Raw genomic sequence first — 19,173 nt, forward strand, 5'->3', positions numbered from 1 at the left:
TAAACGTATTCGTTTAACGGAAAAGAAGGATGAATCAGACACAGACAAACCGCATCGAAGTGGTCGACGCCTTGCGTGGCTTGGCTTTGTGTGCCATTGTGATTGTACATTGTTTTGAGCATTACAATATGTATTACATTCCCGAAAGTGCTCCCCAGTGGCTAACGGCCTTAGATAGAGAGGTATGGAATACCACCTGGTTCTTGCTGGCAGGGAAGGCTTTCTCTACCTTCTCCCTGCTTTTCGGCTTCAGCTTCTTCATTCAGCTCGACAATGCGGCCCGTCGGGGCATGCCTTTCAGGGGGCGGTTTGTCTGGCGTATGTTTCTGCTGCTGCTTTTCTCGCAACTGCATTCTCTTTTCTACAACGGCGATATCTTGTTGCTCTATTCGGTAATGGGGCTTCTGTTGGTGGCTCTTTGTCGTTTGTCCACCCGCGTGGTGCTGACGGTGGCCGTTATCATGATTCTTCAGCCTTTGGAGTGGATTCGTTTGCTATGCACTCTGTTGGATATTCCTTTCCTTAATTATGGAAATCATTGGTTGACCTATGCCAAGTTGGCCAAGCCTGTCATGGAGTCGGGTAATGTGTGGGAAGTCATCGTGTCGAACATCACTTACGGCCAGCTGTACGGCAACTTGTGGCAGATAGAGAACGGTCGCATTTTTCAGATAGGAGGCTTGTTCCTCTTCGGCATGGTGGCCGGTCGGGAGCAACTCTTCAGGAATACGCCGGCCTCCATACGCCGTTGGAAGTGGCTGGTGCTATGGGCTGCCGTGCTGTTTGTACCTTTCCACATTGTGAGGAGTGCCTATCCGGCATGGGTGGAGGGTTGTCCACGGCTAGCCATGCCGCTCGACATCGCTCTTCCTTCTATCAGTAACTTCTTGCTTATGGTGGTGCTTGTCGGCTTGTTCACTCTGATTTGGTACGATCGAGGAGAGGGTTTCAAGTTTCAGCGTCTGTTCATTCCCTATGGCAGGATGAGCCTCACGAACTATATTCTTCAGTCCATTGTCGGTGTGACTCTGTTTTATGGTTTCGGTTTGGGGCTATATCGCTATACGGGCGCCACGCTCTGTCTGCTGATAGCTTTGGGTATCTTTATGCTTCAGCTCCTTTTCAGCCGCTGGTGGCTCAGTCGTCACAGGCAAGGACCGTTGGAATGGGTCTGGAAGAAGCTGACTTGGCTGGGAGCTAAGAGATTTTAGTAGGAGAATGTGTTGAGATTAGCTAAAAAAATCTATTTTTGCCCGTTGTATATGCAGATATTAAGCCTTGATACCTTTGATATGAAATGACATTGCAGGGAGAACATACATTGATTGCGGAACTGAAGCGTGGCTCTAAGGAAGCTTTCGACCGGATATACAAGCTTTATGCCGGTCGGTTGCTGGCCTATTGCGTACATTATACCAAATCTCGTGAGGATGCAGAGGAGATTGTGCAGGATGTGTTTGTTGCTTTATGGAATAGTCGTGAAACCATTCGTCAGGAAGAGACCTTGCATTCTTTGTTGTTCACCATTTCTAAACATCGCGTTATCAATGCCTATCGCTCTACCCTTAATTCTCCTGTTTATGAAGATTATGTGGATTATCAGAATGAGTTGTCTGCAGGCGAGGATTGTGATCGGGTAGAATACGAACAATATGTAAAGATTGTCAAGGATGCCATTCGTCGGCTGCCTTCTACCCAACAACGCGTTATTACTCTTTCGCGTTTCTCTCAACTATCCAATAAAGAGATAGCCGAACGTCTTTCGTTGAGCGAACAGACGGTAAAGAATCAACTTTCCGTGGGATTGAAAACTCTTCGTGAACTACTTGCCAAGGTTCTGGTACTTTCTGTGGCAGGCTTGATATTAAATATTGTGAATAGATGGCTTTAGCATGGTACGTCGAAGCAAAAAATAGTGTCTTTACTAATAGACTGTGAACAATATGGATAAACTGCAACAAAAATATAGAAACGACAACTTGACTCCTGACGAACTAAGACGTTTGCGTGAGGAAGTAAACTCGATGAGTGATGACCGTTTGGAAGATTCGTTACGTGAAGCTTGGGAGTCTGCTGAGGCTTCTTCGAGCGATACCCATCGTTTGGATGAACTGAAGATGCGGATCGACCAACGGCTATTCCCTTCGCATCGAGTTGTGCCTCTCTATTGGAAGGTGCTTCGGATCGCGGCAGCTGTTCTTCTTCCTCTTTTTATGATCGCTACCGTTTACTTGTATCAGGAGAATACCGTTCTTTCTCAGAAAGATTTTGTAGCCACTACAGGTAAGGGAGAACAGGTAACTATTTCTCTGCCGGATGGTACACAAGTAACGTTGAATGCCGAGTCACGCCTTTCTTATAATTTGTCCAATTTCAATTCTGACGAACGTCGGGTGGCATTCGATGGTGAAGGCTATTTTCGTGTAGCCAAGAATCCTTCCAGTCCCTTCTCCATTACTGCAAAAGGATTGAAAGTATCTGTGTTGGGAACCACTTTTAATCTTCGTGCCCGTTCAGCCGACGCCACAGCAGAACTTTCTTTGGAGGAAGGCAGTGTTCGTTTCCAATCCTTGAAGACCGGGCAGGGTGTTATCTTGTCACCCAATCAGAAAGCAATTTTAGATCAGATACATGGAACCGTAACTGTTGAGGAAAGTAGTTATACCACAGATGCTTCTGCCTGGAGACGTGGGGAATTGGTATTCCGTAATGTACCGTTTGCGGAGGTTCTAGAAGAGATAGAGGAGATCTATCATGTGTCTATTGCTATAGAGACAAAAGGATTAAACTATCAGGATGATTTGTTTACAGGGGTTCTGAGTCGTACGAATATCAATGAAGTATTGGAAGTGATCGAACACTCGTATCATCTGAAGGCCACGTTGAAGGATGGAACCATAAGGTTGGTGAATTTACACTAAAGATTGGATAGGGTAGCATTGGGTTAAATCCTATTTCTCAGCATAGTGCTTTAAGCTTTATGTACGGGAATAGGATTTTTTTGTTTTATATGTTCTTTAACATGTGTTTTCTTTGGTACGAATTTGCTTTGGTCTTGTCTTTACTTATAGACAAGCTTGTTAAACCTTTTAATTTTCAGTAATCATTAATCTAATAACCGAAAAGAAACATGAATAATCAATTAAAGTTGCAGAGATTGCTTTGCGTGGCGGTTTGTTTCTTCTGTATAGGCATTATGACAGCTTTTGCTCAAGAGCAGAAAGTAACTGTCGAGCTGAAGAACGCTACCTTGAAGCAAGTTTTCAAGAGTATTGAGGGACAGACTACCTATCGTTTCTCCTATCGGAATACGTTGGTGGATGACAAAAGTGACATTACTATCTCGAAACGTCAGGTCGGTGTTTCTGTTGTGCTCAACGAGGTATTAAAAGGGCGTAATCTGACGTATACTATTGTATCTCCAAAGTCCATTGTTATCAGTGATCTGAAGGAGCAAGCTACTCTATCGAAGAATAAGCGCGTGTCTGGTACTGTGAAATCGGCCAATGGAGAGCCAATTATTGGTGCGAATGTTAAGGTAACAGGTACTACAATTGGTTGTATTACTGATTTAGATGGAAATTTTACGCTTGACGTACCAGAGGATGGTCAATTGACAGTTTCTTATATTGGTTTTCAGACATTGGAAGTGCCTATAGGTGAAAAGTCTTCATTGAGTGTTGTGTTGAAAGAAGATATGGAGATGCTGGATGAGGTCGTAGTCGTTGGATATGGTTCCCAGAAGAAAGTGAATGTAATCGGTTCGATTTCTACGGTAGACAGCAAGGTCTTGGAAGCGAGATCTACTCCCAATGTAACGAATATGTTGACCGGACAGATGCCTGGTGTGACTATTACGCAGACCAGCGGTAATCCTGGTCAGGATGGAGGTACCATCCGTATTCGTGGTGTAGGTTCTTTCGGTGCCACTCCCGACCCGTTGGTATTAGTGGACGGTTTACCTGGTGACTTGAATACCCTGAGCCCTGCTGATATTGACAATATTTCGGTTCTGAAAGATGCTTCTTCAGCAGCTATTTATGGCTCGCGTGCAGCCAATGGCGTCATCCTTGTAACAACCAAAAGAGGCAAAGAAGGAAAGGCTCGTGTCGTCTACAATGGATCTGTAGGCATGAGCCAGGCTACCGAACTTCCCCAAATGGCCCATTCTTATGAGTATGCGGAATTTTATAATATGGCTATGGGGACTGAAACGTATACCAAGGAACAAATTCAGAAATATCGTGACGGTTCGGATCCTGACAATTATGCTGACGAAATGTATCTGGAGGATTTGCTCGGTGGCCATGCTTTTCAGACCAAACATGACTTGAGTGTGAACGGAGGTAATGACCGTGTGCAATATATGGCCTCTTTGGGCTATCTGCGTCAGGATGGTTTACTGGAAAATAACTATTTTAATCGCTATAATGCTCGTTTGAACTTGAATGCAAAGCTGGCGGAGAACATAGACTTGAGCATCCGTGTGAATGGTATGACATCGGATCGCCATGAACCTTCGACGCCGGGTATTCTGGATCAAGCTGGTTATAAAGGAATCATTAGCCAAGGCGTTCGTTATCCGGGTTTGGTACCCACGAGATTACAGAATGGTGAGTATGGGCTGGGGCCGAAATTGCAGGGTACGCCTGTGGCATGGCAGGAATGTGCTTCTTTCTATCGTGAGGATAATGACAGATTTGAAGGGAGTGCCGAGTTATCTTGGAAAGTACTCAAGGGGCTCACTTTAAAGGCCATAGGAGGCTATAACTATAGCTTGAATCATATCCGCCACTATCGTGCCGATATGACGTTGACGGGTGATAGAAGTACAGGACCTTCCAGTCTTGAGGATGATATGACTCGTACCGCGTACAAAACATTTCAGGCATTGGCTGATTATAACACGACAATAGCCGAAAAGCATAACTTGGCAGTGTTGGTAGGTTATACATGGGAGGACGAAAGCCAGCGTGGTGTAGGCGGTTATCGCATGAATTATCCTTCTGATGATGTTCCTTATTTAGATGCCGGCGGAGCTGACGGACAAACCAATTCGGGGGGAGGTTATGATTGGGCTATTCAATCCGTGTTTGGACGTTTGACTTATAATTATGACCAGCGCTATTTGTTTGAAACGACCATGCGTTATGATGGCTCGTCCCGCTTCCCTTCTGATTCAAAATACGGTTTCTTCCCTTCGGTAGCGGTAGGATGGCGTATTTCAGAAGAATCTTTTTGGAAAGAAAATGAGAATTTGGAATGGTTTAACAATCTGAAGGTGAAAGCTTCTTACGGCGTTTTGGGCAATAATAATATAGGTAATTATCCATATCAGTCGGTGTATACTCTTGGTCAGGGACAAAATTATGTGTTTGGCGGTGTCTATACCCAGGGGGCTTCAATTACCACTTATGTGGATCCTACTTTGAAATGGGAACGTACGCGTACGATGGATTTCGGTATCGAAACGGCGTTCTTTAACAATAAGCTTACTCTTAATGCTTCTTATTTCTATCGCAAGACAACTGACGTCCTTTACAAACCTTCTGCCAGCTATTCGTCTATCTTCGGTCTGAATGTATCTGAAGTCAATACCGGTGAAGTTGAGAATAAGGGTTGGGAATTTGAGATAGGTCATCAAAACCAGATTGGCAAATTCAAGTATCATGTCAATGCAAATTTCTCTATTATCAACAATAAAGTGTTGACTTTGGGTGTAGGTAATGTGGAGCAGAACAACGGTATGGTAGGTAATGGAAGCGATTTGTTTATTGGTTATCCAATGAATATGTATTATGGTTATAAGACAGATGGTGTCTTTCTGTCCGATGCAGAAGTGGCTAACTGGTATGACCAAAGTAGCATTGCTCCGGGTTCCGTAGCTGGTGATATCCGTTATGTGGATACGACAGGCGACGGCATTGTGAATGCCGACGATCGTGTATTCTTGGGCTCTTCCATTCCGAAATATACTTTTGGATTGAATTTGGGGGCGGAATATGCAGGATTTGATTTCAGCATGTTGATTCAAGGCGTAGCCCATGTGAACAGCTATCTTTCCGGCTATTCAGGTTGGGCCTTCTATGGCGAAGGAAATATCCAGAAATGGCAAATGGAGGAATGCTGGAACGTGCAGACGGATAACCGTTATCCTGGCTATCCAAGATTGGAAGTAATGTCGAATGCGGGTTCGAACAATACGTTGACATCGGATTTCTGGCTCTTGGACGGCTCGTATGTAAAGGTGCGTAACATCCAGTTGGGTTATACTTTGCCTCAGACTGTTGTCAAGAAGTTCGGCGCAAGCGGATTGCGGCTGTATGTGTCGATGGACAATCCTCTTAGTTTTAACAAGTTCCACGAAGGATGGGACCCGGAAAATGGGAATGATAATGGCAATTACTATCCCATCATGTCTACTTATACCTTTGGTTTAACTTTAAATTTTTGATGGATATGAAAAATATAAAATATACAGCTTTGGCTCTGTTGGCGGCTACCACTTTTTTTCAGTCGTGTGACCTGGAGCGAGTTCCGTTAACTGATCTTTCTGAAGAGACTTTTTGGGAACAGGAGAAAAATGCGTCGTTGGCGTTGACTTCTTTGTATAGAGGGGGGATAACGAACGGCCTTGAGTATAGTGTTTCGGACTTTTGGTCTTATCACGGCCTGCTTCTGATGGAACATTTGTCGGACAATGCTTTTGACCGTCGCGGAGAAAGCAATCCGTTTTTTAACATTTCAAGTGGCAAGTTGACGAATACGAATACCTTTATTCTGAACTATTGGACATCTGCCTATTCACGTATCGGCAAGTGTAACCGCTTTTTGGAAGGTATTGCTTCGGCTTCCGATTCGGAGAGTAAGACGAGGATGATAGCCGAGGCTCGTTTCTTGCGTGCTACACAATATCATTATTTAGCCAGTTATTTTAAGGATGTGCCTTTGGTGACGGAAGTGCTGACCGGTGAAGAGTCGAATAATGTGAAGAAAGAAACGCAGGCTAATATTCTGTCTTGGTGTGCAAATGAATTTAAGGAAGCCGCTGCCGATCTGCCGCGTTTCAAGGATCTGGCTTCTTCCGAAACGGGCCGTGCCACCAAGCAGGCAGCACTGGCATTCCTGGGGCGGACTTGTATGTTGCAGAAAGATTGGGCTGGAGGAGCTGCTGCTTATAAGGAAATCATTGATTATGGTGACAATGATATCCATGCCAAATATAGCGAACTGTTTTGGCCGGGAACCGGCGTGGGAAACAAGGAAAATATCTATTATATCGCTTATCTGGAGAATTTCTTCGGTGCTGGTTTCCCTCAGCAGATTTTGTCGGCCAAGGATGGCGGATGGAGCTTGTCCAATCCTTCGGCTGGTTTGTTTGAAGCGTATGAATTTTTAGATGGTACTCCTTTCAGTTATGATGATTCTCGTTATAATCCGAATAATCTAGGCGAGAACCGCGATCCTCGTTTGGATTATTCAATCTATTATAATGGTAGCACTTTCATGGGGACGGAATATCGTATGAGCCCTGATTATGATGCCTCGTTGAAAGAACGTATTGACTATTCTTCCGAAGCATCTAAAACAGGCTATATGTGGCGTAAATATTTTGATGAGAATCCTATTGCCGATCTAACCAGTTATAGCGCTGTGACTCCCATAATACGTTATGCGGAAGTTCTATTGAGCTATTTGGAATGTTTGATAGAGAGTGGGCAGTCTATTAATCAGTCTATTTTGGACGCTACCATCAATAAGGTTCGTTCACGTGCGGATGTAAACATGCCGCCCAAGACCGAGACAAATCCGGCTGTATTGCGTGAACTGGTGAGAAATGAGCGTCGTGTGGAACTGGCCTTTGAGGGTATCCGTTATTGGGATCTGTTGCGATGGGGGATTGCGCATGAAGTTTTGGTCGGAGAAATCTGGGGCGCTCCTTATCCCGATTCTCCGTTGTATGCCACTTCTACTAAGGAAGTGGACCCGACGGGACATTGCCGTTGGTATGTCGGTCGTCGTGACTTCCGCAATCCGCAGGATTATCAGTGGCCAATCCCGATATCCGAACAGAACGTCAATCCGAATCTTCGTGAATAACGCATTGGTGTGAAAAAGGAATGGGCATACCGGAATGAAAGACTGTGACAGTTTAAGTTCCGGTATGTTTAATATTACTTTATAATGTAAATAACTTATGAAACAATCTCTTCTAACTTTCACTTTATTATCTCCTGTGCTGGCTGGAATAGCCGCAGGAGCAGAAACACCTAAAAAGAATAAAAAGGTGCAGGAACAGGAAAAGCCCAATGTGGTGATTATTTATGCAGATGATTTAGGATATGGTGATTTGGAGTGTTATGGTGCAGAAGGCGTGAAGACACCTAATGTGAACAAGCTGGCTTCTGAAGGTATTCGTTTTACAAATATGCATGCTGTGGCTGCTACCAGTACACCCTCGCGCTATTCACTGCTAACAGGTGAGTATGCCTGGCGTAAACCAGGAACAGATGTGGCTGCTGGTAATGCTGGGATGATAATCCGTCCGGGGCAATATACCTTGGCGGATATGTTCAGTCATTGTGGCTATACGACAGGAGCTTTTGGTAAATGGCACTTAGGACTGGGCGAGAAGACTAGTGAACAGGATTGGAATGCTCCGTTACCCTCTTCTTTGGATGATTTGGGTTTCGATTATCATTATATTATGGCTGCCACCGCCGACCGTGTGCCTTGTGTTTTTATAGAGAACGGAATGGTGTCCAATTATGATCCTTCCGCACCGATTGAAGTAAGTTACATTCAGAACTTTCCAGATGAACCTACCGGAAAAGATAATCCCGAGTTACTCTATAATTTGAAGCCCAGCCACGGACATGACATGTCCATTGTTAATGGCATCAGTCGTATTGGTTTTATGAAAGGTGGAGGCAAGGCCTTGTGGAAAGACGAGAATATTGCTGATTCCATTACAGCCCATGCTGTGGATTTTATCAAGGCTCATCAGCATGAACCTTTCTTTATGTATTTTGCGACGAATGATGTACATGTTCCTCGTTTTCCGCATGAACGTTTCCGCGGACAATCGTCCATGGGCTTGCGGGGTGATGCGATTGTGCAGTTCGACTGGAGTGTTGGGCAGATTATGCAGACTCTTGAAGAATTGGGTATAGCCGACAATACACTGATTATACTTTCGAGCGATAATGGTCCGGTTGTAGATGACGGATATCTGGATCAGGCTGAGGAATTGCTTGGTAATCATAAGCCTACGGGCCCGTATAGAGGGAATAAATATAGCGCATATGAAGGTGGTACAATGGTTCCGTGTGTTGTACGTTGGCCTAAGAGTATCTGCCCGGGCAAAGAGTCAGATGTCTTAATGTCGCAGGTGGATTGGATGGCTTCGTTGGGTGTACTGATTGGCGCTAAGTTGCCCGAAGGAAGTGCTCCTGACAGTTTTGATCGTTTGGGAAACTTGTTGGGAACTGATAATTCAGATCGGCCTTGGGTGATTGAACAATCGGCAAATCATGTTCTTTCTGTGCGTACGAGAGAGTGGAAATATATTGAACCGAATGATGGACCGAAGATGATAACATGGGGACCTAAGATTGAGACTGGTAACAACAGTACGCCGCAATTGTATCGTATGACGGATAAACTGGACGAACAGGAGGATGTAGCTTCTCAATATCCTAAAATCGTTTTTGACTTTGAAATGTTGTTACGCAAGGTTCGGGCAGGTAATCTGAAACCGTGATAGGATGGGGAGATAATGCATGCCTCAAAATGAAAAAGTCTCAAATTAAGTTTCGGATGTTTCGGAATTTGAAAAGGAGGCTGTTTCAAAATAAAAAATAGAGATAGGCTTACTTGCAATCTATAAGCTACAACATAATAATCTCCTGCTTTTAGTCCTATAATTGCAATAAGCAAGGGCTAAAGCAGGAGTTTTTTACTTCTAAGTTTCAATCTATAAGATTTTTACTTTTGCAATTCTATTTTGAGACAGCCTCGACTTTTCTATAAAGAACGATAGATGTTTCTTTAGAGGGAGAATATAAACGTTTGTTATTTTCAGGGAACAAAGTGAAGATTCTTTAAAACCGTTACTTGCGGATCCAAATCCCTCACTTCGTTCCTTTAAATGACATAACGTTTTGATTATACTTTTTTATTTTGAGACAGTCCTTTTAGTCAGTTTATATTCTCTTCACCCAATACCCATTCCCATACCTTGTGTGTACCCTTTGCCCCAACTGGGCCAACAAGCGGCTGAACGAAGTACAGGAGCAATCTTTTAAGGCAGCGGGATTCTTTTTCTTCAGCACGGTATAAATATCTGCCGCAGACATCAGGCGGGCACCTTGCTCGCCTGTCTCGGCAAACGCAAAGCAACTGCCAATAAGTTCTTCGGCGGGCGTTATGCGGTAGAAAGGACGGTTAGCAGCCTGGATTTCTGCCTCTTCGGCCTTGCTGAACCAACAACGCTCGCCGTTATTCAACTCATGCAGCAATTGGGCATAAAGCTGGGCGTGGTCGATGGGGGTCGTACAGTCGATGGCATGCTCCACTTCCACGCAAATGAAACGGCGGCTGCCCGAAAGGTCGGTCAGCAGGTCACGGCGGTTGCTCGTGCCAATGAATGAGGCAATTCTTGGCAAGGCTTCGGCTGAACGGCGGTAGGCACGGCGCACACGAAGGTCTTCCATCTGCATCAGGTTCTTCAGCTGGGGCATCCGGCTGACGGGAAGGCGGTCGAACTCGTCGAGGTTGATCAGACCGTAGGAGGCCAGTTTGTTCTCCGCCGACGAGGCGTTGGTCAGGTCGAAGCTCTCTGTGAAGTAATCACGCAATTCTTGGGGGAGCAACATACGACAGAAAGTGGATTTACCCAACCCCTGTGTGGGGCTGACCAAAAGCGGAGCCGCACTATTGGCCCTGCGGCCACGGTTGCCCGAGCCTGTCCACTGAGCTGTGACGGCCAGCATCCAGCGGTGAAAGGAACGTACCCAAACGTCTTTATCGGATACACGTTTTGCCAACTCCGTTACGCGGTCTTTACCGTCCCATTCGGGCAGGTTCTTGAAATAGAGTTCGAAGGGATGGTAGGCTTGTACGTGGTCGGATTCCACATATCGCTTGATGTCACGATCCCAGCACTCCACACCGTTTTCGATGGCACTGAGAGCAATGCCGTTCAGGGTGCGGCTGTCTACGGGTGTATAAGTAAGATGGTGAGCTTCATCGGCTTTTTCTGCATTCAGACGGGCACATTCCGTCCGCTCCGTCAGCAGATTGTAGCGGAAAGCGTAGTGCAGCTTCAGGTAGCGTGAGAGGCGTTGTATCATCCGCTTTTGTTTCGGTTCCTTTTCTCTTTTTTCTATATCTACAGATTTTTGTTCTTTCGTAGCAGTTGGAGCGGCTTCTATCCATTCTGTCACCTCATCCTGCCCGTTCAGGCTGAACATGCGCTTTTCAGGGCTCGCCTGTTGCGGCTTCCAAGTCAGGCGGACGGTGAACTCGCCGTCGCCTGTCACGAGAAAGGCCTGTCCTTCGGGCAGACTGGAACAAGCACGGTTCAGGTCGGCAAGCAGCCGGTCGTACGACGAAACGGATGGTTCTTCACGAAAAAAGAAATCTCTCAATTGGCAGATCAGATTCATAGGCGTATCTTTTTCTCGTAAAGATACGACATCAAAAAGGCGAAGTCAAGTTTTTCAACGTAAATAACGGACGATAATCAACAATAATCAACGGAAATCAACATTGCATTGCTTTCACAAATTGATTTCAGAGCTTATTGGCTGTGAATTCATTGTAAACTGTTTAAATTCAGCATTTTGCAATGAAACATGCCTAATCCCCGTATTTGTACGCTTTTGCTTTCACCATAACTCTCACGTTTAAAGTAAGATACGACGATTGTGAAGCCGTGAAGCCATTTTAGGGTAAACGTATTTTTACTTATGAATGTGAAAGCATCGTTTTCGGTAAAACGGTGTTTTGTTCCTTGTAAAGCAATGCTTTCTTGAGAATAAAACGGTGTTTTGTGTCAAAGGGGACATTGGAGAATAGGGAAGATAACTTGGCTGGTATAAACATGGACTTGACGGGCGTAAAGAGGGACTTGGGAAGTGTAACTATGGACTTGGTGAAAGGGGATATTGAAAACTATGTTTTCATTTGTTTCTGCTTTCAACTTTCCCTATCTTTTGATAAGATAGGAGGCGTCTCAGCAAAAAAATCAAGCAAGCTTGTTTCTTCTGCTTTCAACTTTCCCTATCTTTGTCGTGGATTGTTTAAACTAAATAGGACATGAAAAAATATTTATTATTGGGCTTTCTGCTGATAGCAGGGCTTTGTTGTACGTATGGGCAAGCCATCACGCCGGCTGAGGAGCCTAATCAGACGCAGCGTGAACTGATAGAGCGCGGGTATGGTATGTTTGTTCATTTTGGGGTGAATACTTTCTCGGGCGATGAATGGTCGGACGGGACAGTGCCGGTGGATAAATATAACCCGACACGTTTGGATTGTGACCAGTGGGTACGGGTGGCACGTGATGCTGGTTTCCGATATGTGTTGCTCGTAACGAAGCACCATGACGGTTTCTGCTTATGGGACAGCCAATATACGGATTACGATGTGGCTTCTTCGCCCGTTAAGACGGATGTGGTAAAGGCGGTTTCGGATGCCTGTCGGAAATATGGACTTCAATTTGGTGTTTATTATTCGTTGTGGGACAGGCACGAACCGTCGTATCGTGATAAGGATCCGAAGAAATATATCGACTATATGATTGGGCAGCTTCGGGAGTTATTTTTGAACTATGGTCCGATTTGTGAATTATGGTTTGATGGCGGTTGGGACCGTCCTGTAAAGGATTGGGATCTTCCTCGTGTATATGCCGAGGTGAAGAAGATGCAACCTAACTGTGCTATCGGGGTGAATCATACGGTGGTCGATCGTGAAGGAAGCCGTAAACATATTTTGCCGGATTCGATGCTGGTGGACAATAAGTATTATCTGCAATACTTCCCTACGGATTTCCGCTTGTGGGATCCTAAGATTGCGCACAAGCTTGACAAGAAGCAATATCTGTATGGTGGGAATTCCTACTATCTGCCGTTTGAGCATACGGTCTGCATCAGTAAGGAGTGGAACTGGTTTCAGAAGAATACCCCCAAAACGGTGCGTAGCCTGGATGAATTGGAAGAATTGTTCTATTGGTGTACTTCGGGCAACAATACATTGGTGGTCAATGTCCCTCCCGATCAGACGGGACGTATCCGCGAGAATGAGGCCAATCATATCATTGCGTTGAACAAGGAACGTTTGCATTTGTATCAAGACCGCCCGCTGCCCGTAGGAAGTGCGTGGCTGACTGAGGGTGGGATGGCTACGGCTTCATCGGTTTATGAAAACAATGAAGAACAGTATGGTGCAGCTTATGCGATCGACGGAGGAATGCAAACCCGTTGGGCGGCGGACGATGTGCATGCGGAACTCGTCATTTCGTTCGACGGCATGAAATCGTTCAACAAGGTCGTAGTGTTTGAGCATTGTGATGCGGTGAATTCTTTTGACGGCTTCTCGAACAAACGTGTGAATCGGATACAATCCTATCGTATCGATATCTGGAAAGATGGCGATTGGGAGTGTGTATATGTTTCTGACGAACCGATGGGAGATTGTAAGGTGATCAGATTTCCTTATATCTATCAGACAGACAAAATTCGTCTGAAAGTGCTGAATGCTTCCTTGCCTCCATCGATTGACGAGATATATGTTCAGGAAGTCGACTGATATTTGCTGTTTTCGAAAAAAATTACGAATATTGCACCTCTACACAAACATTGGATAAGATATGAAAACGATATTTAGTATTGTGTTCGCTTTTTTGTGCGCAATCGTCTGCTCCGCACAAGTCTTGACTTTACCTGCCTCGGAGGCAGTGTCGCCTGGTATGTGGATCTGTTATCGTATGGATCTGCGCTTGGAGGACGAGCCGTCGGATGTGGAACTTCGCGTCGCGGCGGACAGCAAGTATTGGCTTTGGGTGAATGGCGAATTGCAGGTGAGGGAAGGCGGACTGAAGCGGGGACCCAATCCGAAGGATACGTATTGCGACGTGCTTCGTGGGTCGCAGGGCTTGCGCGAAGGCGACAATACGGTGGCCGTATTGGTGTGGTACTTTGGCAAGGACGGGTTCAGCCATCGCAATTCGCCGACGCCGGGGTTGGCTTTCCACTTGTCGGTGGACGGTAAAGTACTGGATACGGACAAAGCTTGGAAGGTATGCAGGCATCCTGCCTATTATTTGCCTGAAGGAGAAGAGCCCAACTATCGTTTGCCCGAGTCGAACATCGGATTCGATGCCGCGAAGGACATTGCTTTTCAGCAACCCGACTATGATGACAGCAGTTGGAGCAAGGCTCGACGGGTGTCGTTGGAGGAGGCCGGATGGAATCAGTTGGTGGATCGTCCCATTCCTCAATGGAAAGACTATGGCCTGAAAACCTATACAAGGACGGAGCGGCAGGGAAATCAGATTCTAGCTTATTTGCCCTACAATGCGCAGATAACTCCTTATCTGAAAGTAAAGTCGGTAGCCGGCCGAAAGATTGACATCCGTACGGATGACTATCGGGGTGGTTCGGCTACAAATGTGTTTGCCGAATATATTACGCGTGAAGGCGTTCAGGAGTTTGAATGTCGCGGATGGATGAACGGCCATTATGTCATCTATACCATCCCTGAAGGTTGTGAGGTGCTGGAGCTGAAAAATCGCGAGACGGGATATGAAACGAATTTTGCAGGCAATTTCTGGTGTGACGATCCTTTCTTGACCCGCCTGTGGACGAAGTCGCAACGTACACTCTACATCACGATGCGCGACACCTATATGGATTGCCCCGACCGGGAGCGGGCGCAATGGTGGGGCGACGTGGTGAATGAACTTGGCGAGGCTTTTTATGCCTTGGACGAGAAGGCACATCGGCTGACGCGCAAAGGCATCTGTGAGCTGATGGACTGGCAGCGAGCGGACAGTACGATCTTTGCCCCTGTGCCTGCTGGCAATTACAAGGACGAACTGCCCATGCAGATGCTGGCCAGTGTGGGCTATTATGGATTCTGGACGTACTATATGGGGACGGGCGACAAGGAACTGATTGAATACGTGTTTCCCAAAGTGAAGAAATACATCCATGTCTGGAAGACGTCCTCCGACGGACTGGTTATTCCCCGCAAGGGTGGATGGACATGGGGTGACTGGGGCGACAACAAGGATATGGAACTTCTGTTCAGCCTGTGGTATTCCATCGCTTTGGACGGCTATGCCCACATGGCCCGTCTGGTGGATGAGCCGGCAGAAGCACGTTGGGCGGACGAAACCAATGACCGTCTGCGCAAAGTCTTCCATCAGAAGTATTGGACGGGGGCGTATTACAAGTCGCCCGACTATGAGGGACAACCTGACGACCGTGCCCAGGCCTTGGCCGTTGTGGCGGGTGTGTTGCCTAAGGAACTTTATCCGACTATTCGTCCTTTCTTCCGTCAGCAGTACCATGCCAGCCCTTATATGGAAAAATATGTCTTGCAGGCCCTTTGTGAGATGGGATACTATCAGGATGCGATGGACAGGATGAGGCTACGCTACGAAGCGATGGTGGACAGTCCGCTGACCACCTTGTGGGAAGGCTGGGGCATCGGCAAGGAAGGCTTTGGAGGTGGTAGTTATAACCATGCCTGGAGCGGAGGCCCGCTGACTATCTTGAGTAGTTACGTGGCTGGCGTGAAGGTGGTAGAGCCTGGCTTTAAAGTCTTTTCGATTTGTCCCAATTTAGGAAACTTGAGCCATGTGAAAGTGACGGTGCCGCTTGCGGGCGGACGCTTCATCGAGGCCGATGTGAAAAAGGATACAGAGCGATGTGTGCTTGAACTGGCAGTGCCCGAATGTACGGCTGGATTGGTGGACTTGCCTGACGGATATACACAAATGCGTGTGAATGGGAAACCTGCCGAAGCAGGAATGGTATTGAAAACAGGCGTTTGGAAGATCGAGTTTGGAAATCTTCCTGATAAATAAGATTTGAGCAGATTATGGAAAAGACATGGAGGTGGTTTGGTAAAAAAGATCCGATTACGTTGGACATGCTCCGACAAATTGGTGTGGAAGGCATTGTGACGGCGTTGCACGATATCCCCAACGGCGAGATCTGGCCGCTGGAGGCGATTGCGGAGCTGCGCGACTATATAGAACGGGCAGGATTGCGCTGGTCGGTGGTGGAAAGTTTGCCCGTGAGCGAAGCCATCAAGTATGGTGGCAAGGAGCGCGATCGCCTGATAGAAAACTATGGAATAAGCCTGGCAAACCTGTCGAAAGCAGGGATCAAAACAGTGTGTTATAATTTCATGCCCGTCATCGACTGGATACGTACTGACTTGAACCATCGATGGGAAGACGGCTCTTCCTCGTTGTATTTTGACAAGATACGTTTTGCCTACTTCGATTGTCGGATTTTGCAACGTAAAGGGGCTGAAGCTGACTATACGGCGGAAGAATTGCAGAAGGTGGACGAGCTAGCAAAGACCATTACGGATGAAGAAAAGTATGAGTTGATAGATACTGTAATTGTCAAGACGCAAGGCTTTGTGAATGGCAATATTGACGGCCATACGCCCGATCCTGTACAATTGTTTAGAGAACTTTTGTCGCGCTACGAGGGGATCGACCGCCATCAGCTGCGTGACAACCTGTGTTATTTTCTGTCAGCCATCATGCCTGTCTGCGATGCTTGCGGCGTGGATATGTGCATACATCCCGATGATCCGCCTTATCAGATGCTGGGATTGCCTCGTATTGTTACTTCGGGTGAAGACATCGACTGGCTGCTCAAGGCGGTGGACAATCCTCACAACGGGTTGACCTTCTGTGCCGGTTCGCTGAGTGCAGGTTTGCAGAATGACGTGGTCGAACTTGCCCGTCGCTTTGCCTCACGTACTCGTTTCGTGCATTTACGTAGTACAAATGTCATGGAAGATGGAAATTTCATGGAAGCGTCCCATCTGGAAGGGCGCGGACGCGTGCCTGAGCTGGTTGCTTTTTACGAAAAGAATCTGCCCGATGTGCCTATGCGTGTCGACCATGGCCGGCTGATGTTGGATGATAGAAACAAGGGCTATAACCCCGGTTATTCCTTCCATGGACGGATGCTTGCATTGGCTCAGGTGGAAGGTATGATGGCAATGGTGCGTAAATTTCCGACTTTTTTCTCCTAATATTTTGTAGTCGAACAGATTATTTATATCTTTGCAAACGGAAACGGATGAAAGGTGGAGGGGCAATCAAGCTCCTCTTTTTTATTCTTATACGGTTTATATGATAGAGAAAAAAACGATTTGTGAAATTGTAGAAGATTGGTTGAAGGACAAAGATTACTTCCTGGTGGAGGTAACGGTGAGTCCTGATGACAAGATTGTGGTGGAGATCGACCACAAAGACGGTGTTTGGATAGAAGATTGTGTGGAGTTGAGCCGCTATATCGAATCCCGCCTGAACCGCGACGCGGAGGATTTCGAACTGGAAGTAGGCTCGGCCGGTATCGGACAGCCTTTCAAGGTACTTCAGCAGTACATGAACCACATTGGTGAGGAGGTAGAAGTGCTGACCAAGGATGGACGTAAACTGAGTGGCGTACTGAAGGAGGCCGATGAACAGCATTTTACGGTTACCATCCAGAAGAAAGTGAAGGAAGAGGGCATGAAACGCCCGAAGATGGTGGATGAAGATTTGAACTTTACGTACGAAGAAATAAAATATACTAAATACTTAATCAGTTTTAAATAAGATTATGGCCAAGAAAGAAGAGACTGTCAGCATGATTGACACATTTTCGGAGTTTAAGGAGCTGAAGAATATCGACAGAACCACGATGGTGAGCGTACTTGAGGAGTCGTTCCGTAGCGTGATTGCGAAAATGTTTGGTACGGATGAGAATTACGACGTCATTGTAAACCCCGATAAGGGTGACTTCGAAATCTGGCGTAACCGTGAGGTGGTTGCCGATGAGGACCTGACGAACCCTAATCTGCAGATATCCCTGAGCGAGGCACAGAAAATAGATGCTTCGTACGAAGTGGGTGAAGAAGTGACAGACGAGGTGAACTTCGCGAAATTTGGCCGTCGTGCCATCCTGAACTTGCGCCAGACGTTGGCCTCCAAGATATTGGAACTGGAAAAAGACAGCCTTTACAACAAATATATCGACAAGGTAGGAACGGTTGTGAATGCCGAAGTCTACCAGATTTGGAAGAAAGAAATGCTGCTGCTCGACGATGAAGGCAACGAATTGCTGCTGCCTAAGACCGAGCAGATACCGAGCGACTTCTATCGTAAGGGAGAAACAGCCCGTGCGGTGGTGGCTCGTGTAGACAACAAGAACAACAATCCGAAGATTATCTTGAGCCGTACTTCTCCCGTCTTCTTGCAGCGTCTGTTCGAGATGGAAGTGCCTGAAATCAATGATGGTCTTATTACCATCCGTAAGATAGCCCGTATCCCTGGCGAACGTGCCAAGATTGCTGTAGAAAGCTATGACGACCGTATTGATCCGGTAGGCGCATGTGTCGGTGTGAAGGGAAGCCGTATCCACGGTATTGTACGCGAACTTCGCAATGAGAACATTGATGTCATCAATTATACTTCGAATGTACAGCTGTTCATCCAGCGCGCGTTGAGTCCTGCCAAAATTTCTTCCATCCGCTTGAATGAGGAAGAACGCAAGGCAGAAGTGTTCTTGAAACCAGAAGAAGTTTCGTTGGCTATTGGTAAAGGTGGTTTGAACATCAAGTTGGCCAGTATGCTGACTGAATATACCATTGATGTCTTCCGCGAAATTGATGGAAATGTGGAAGATGAAGATATCTATCTGGATGAATTCCGTGATGAAATCGAAGGTTGGGTTATTGATGCAATCAAGGGTATCGGTATCGATACAGCCAAGGCTGTATTGAACGCTCCTCGTGAGATGCTGATTGAAAAAGCCGACTTGGAGGAAGAAACTGTAGACGAAGTGCTGCGCATTTTGAAACAGGAATTTGAAGAAGAATAATAGATGTGTTAATATATATGATTTGAATGTGCTAATGTACTGGTGAAAGCAG

General features: G+C 46.2%; 12 protein-coding genes. 11 read left to right on the plus strand and 1 reads right to left on the minus strand.

Features of this window, described 5'->3' with window-relative positions:
• The first annotated feature begins 29 nt into the window (after positions 1-29).
• The 6 genes from BQ8005_RS13410 (at position 30) to BQ8005_RS13435 (ending at position 9,763) form a co-directional block, all read left to right on the plus strand.
• Entirely contained in the window at positions 30-1,211 is a 1,182-nt protein-coding gene (locus BQ8005_RS13410; protein WP_075318407.1) for a DUF418 domain-containing protein, read from the plus strand.
• Positions 1,212-1,297: 86 nt separating this feature from the next.
• Entirely contained in the window at positions 1,298-1,891 is a 594-nt protein-coding gene (locus BQ8005_RS13415) for an RNA polymerase sigma factor (RefSeq protein WP_075318408.1), read from the plus strand.
• 52 nt (positions 1,892-1,943) lie between these two features.
• Entirely contained in the window at positions 1,944-2,921 is a 978-nt protein-coding gene (locus tag BQ8005_RS13420) for a FecR family protein (RefSeq protein ID WP_075318409.1), read from the plus strand.
• A gap of 275 nt (positions 2,922-3,196) precedes the next feature.
• Complete coding sequence (locus tag BQ8005_RS13425; protein WP_234984094.1) at positions 3,197-6,454, plus strand: SusC/RagA family TonB-linked outer membrane protein; 3,258 nt, start codon at positions 3,197-3,199, stop codon at positions 6,452-6,454.
• Between the two features lie 5 nt (positions 6,455-6,459).
• Complete coding sequence (locus BQ8005_RS13430; protein WP_075319240.1) at positions 6,460-8,100, plus strand: RagB/SusD family nutrient uptake outer membrane protein; 1,641 nt, start codon at positions 6,460-6,462, stop codon at positions 8,098-8,100.
• Positions 8,101-8,197: 97 nt separating this feature from the next.
• Positions 8,198-9,763, plus strand: a complete 1,566-nt coding sequence (locus BQ8005_RS13435) for a sulfatase family protein (protein WP_075318411.1) — start codon at positions 8,198-8,200, stop codon at positions 9,761-9,763.
• Positions 9,764-10,205: 442 nt separating this feature from the next.
• Here the strand turns inward: BQ8005_RS13435 and BQ8005_RS13440 are convergent, their stop codons facing one another.
• A complete protein-coding gene (locus BQ8005_RS13440; protein WP_075318412.1) occupies positions 10,206-11,669 on the minus strand; it encodes a VapE domain-containing protein in 1,464 nt (487 codons plus the stop codon).
• Positions 11,670-12,321: 652 nt separating this feature from the next.
• On the opposite strand from BQ8005_RS13440, the gene BQ8005_RS13450 reads away from it, so the two are divergent.
• The 5 genes from BQ8005_RS13450 to nusA all read left to right on the plus strand — a co-directional run bounded on the left by BQ8005_RS13450 (position 12,322) and on the right by nusA (position 19,121).
• A complete protein-coding gene (locus tag BQ8005_RS13450) occupies positions 12,322-13,812 on the plus strand; it encodes an alpha-L-fucosidase (RefSeq protein WP_075318414.1) in 1,491 nt (496 codons plus the stop codon).
• 61 nt (positions 13,813-13,873) lie between these two features.
• The gene (locus BQ8005_RS13455; RefSeq protein WP_075318415.1) at positions 13,874-16,096 is read left to right on the plus strand and encodes an alpha-L-rhamnosidase-related protein; all 2,223 of its coding nucleotides are present in this window, start codon (positions 13,874-13,876) and stop codon (positions 16,094-16,096) included.
• Between the two features lie 14 nt (positions 16,097-16,110).
• Entirely contained in the window at positions 16,111-17,289 is a 1,179-nt protein-coding gene (uxuA, locus tag BQ8005_RS13460) for a mannonate dehydratase (protein WP_075318416.1), read from the plus strand.
• Positions 17,290-17,389: 100 nt separating this feature from the next.
• The gene (gene rimP, locus BQ8005_RS13465) at positions 17,390-17,857 is read left to right on the plus strand and encodes a ribosome assembly cofactor RimP (RefSeq protein WP_021848123.1); all 468 of its coding nucleotides are present in this window, start codon (positions 17,390-17,392) and stop codon (positions 17,855-17,857) included.
• A gap of 4 nt (positions 17,858-17,861) precedes the next feature.
• Entirely contained in the window at positions 17,862-19,121 is a 1,260-nt protein-coding gene (nusA, locus tag BQ8005_RS13470) for a transcription termination factor NusA (RefSeq protein WP_021848122.1), read from the plus strand.
• The last annotated feature ends 52 nt before the right edge of the window (positions 19,122-19,173 follow it).

Source organism: Bacteroides togonis, assembly GCF_900130135.1.
Lineage (GTDB): Bacteria > Bacteroidota > Bacteroidia > Bacteroidales > Bacteroidaceae > Bacteroides > Bacteroides pullorum.

What these genes read in the sequence shown, in the direction of transcription:
- rimP (WP_021848123.1), top strand. Translation starts at nt 17,390, where the DNA reads ATGATAGAGAAAAAAACGATTTGTGAAATTGTAGAAGATTGGTTGAAG.
- BQ8005_RS13440 (WP_075318412.1), bottom strand. Translation starts at nt 11,669, where the DNA reads ATGAATCTGATCTGCCAATTGAGAGATTTCTTTTTTCGTGAAGAACCA.
- BQ8005_RS13435 (WP_075318411.1), top strand. Translation starts at nt 8,198, where the DNA reads ATGAAACAATCTCTTCTAACTTTCACTTTATTATCTCCTGTGCTGGCT.
- BQ8005_RS13415 (WP_075318408.1), top strand. Translation starts at nt 1,298, where the DNA reads ATGACATTGCAGGGAGAACATACATTGATTGCGGAACTGAAGCGTGGC.
- BQ8005_RS13410 (WP_075318407.1), top strand. Translation starts at nt 30, where the DNA reads ATGAATCAGACACAGACAAACCGCATCGAAGTGGTCGACGCCTTGCGT.
- BQ8005_RS13455 (WP_075318415.1), top strand. Translation starts at nt 13,874, where the DNA reads ATGAAAACGATATTTAGTATTGTGTTCGCTTTTTTGTGCGCAATCGTC.
- BQ8005_RS13420 (WP_075318409.1), top strand. Translation starts at nt 1,944, where the DNA reads ATGGATAAACTGCAACAAAAATATAGAAACGACAACTTGACTCCTGAC.
- BQ8005_RS13425 (WP_234984094.1), top strand. Translation starts at nt 3,197, where the DNA reads ATGACAGCTTTTGCTCAAGAGCAGAAAGTAACTGTCGAGCTGAAGAAC.
- nusA (WP_021848122.1), top strand. Translation starts at nt 17,862, where the DNA reads ATGGCCAAGAAAGAAGAGACTGTCAGCATGATTGACACATTTTCGGAG.
- BQ8005_RS13430 (WP_075319240.1), top strand. Translation starts at nt 6,460, where the DNA reads ATGAAAAATATAAAATATACAGCTTTGGCTCTGTTGGCGGCTACCACT.
- BQ8005_RS13450 (WP_075318414.1), top strand. Translation starts at nt 12,322, where the DNA reads ATGAAAAAATATTTATTATTGGGCTTTCTGCTGATAGCAGGGCTTTGT.
- uxuA (WP_075318416.1), top strand. Translation starts at nt 16,111, where the DNA reads ATGGAAAAGACATGGAGGTGGTTTGGTAAAAAAGATCCGATTACGTTG.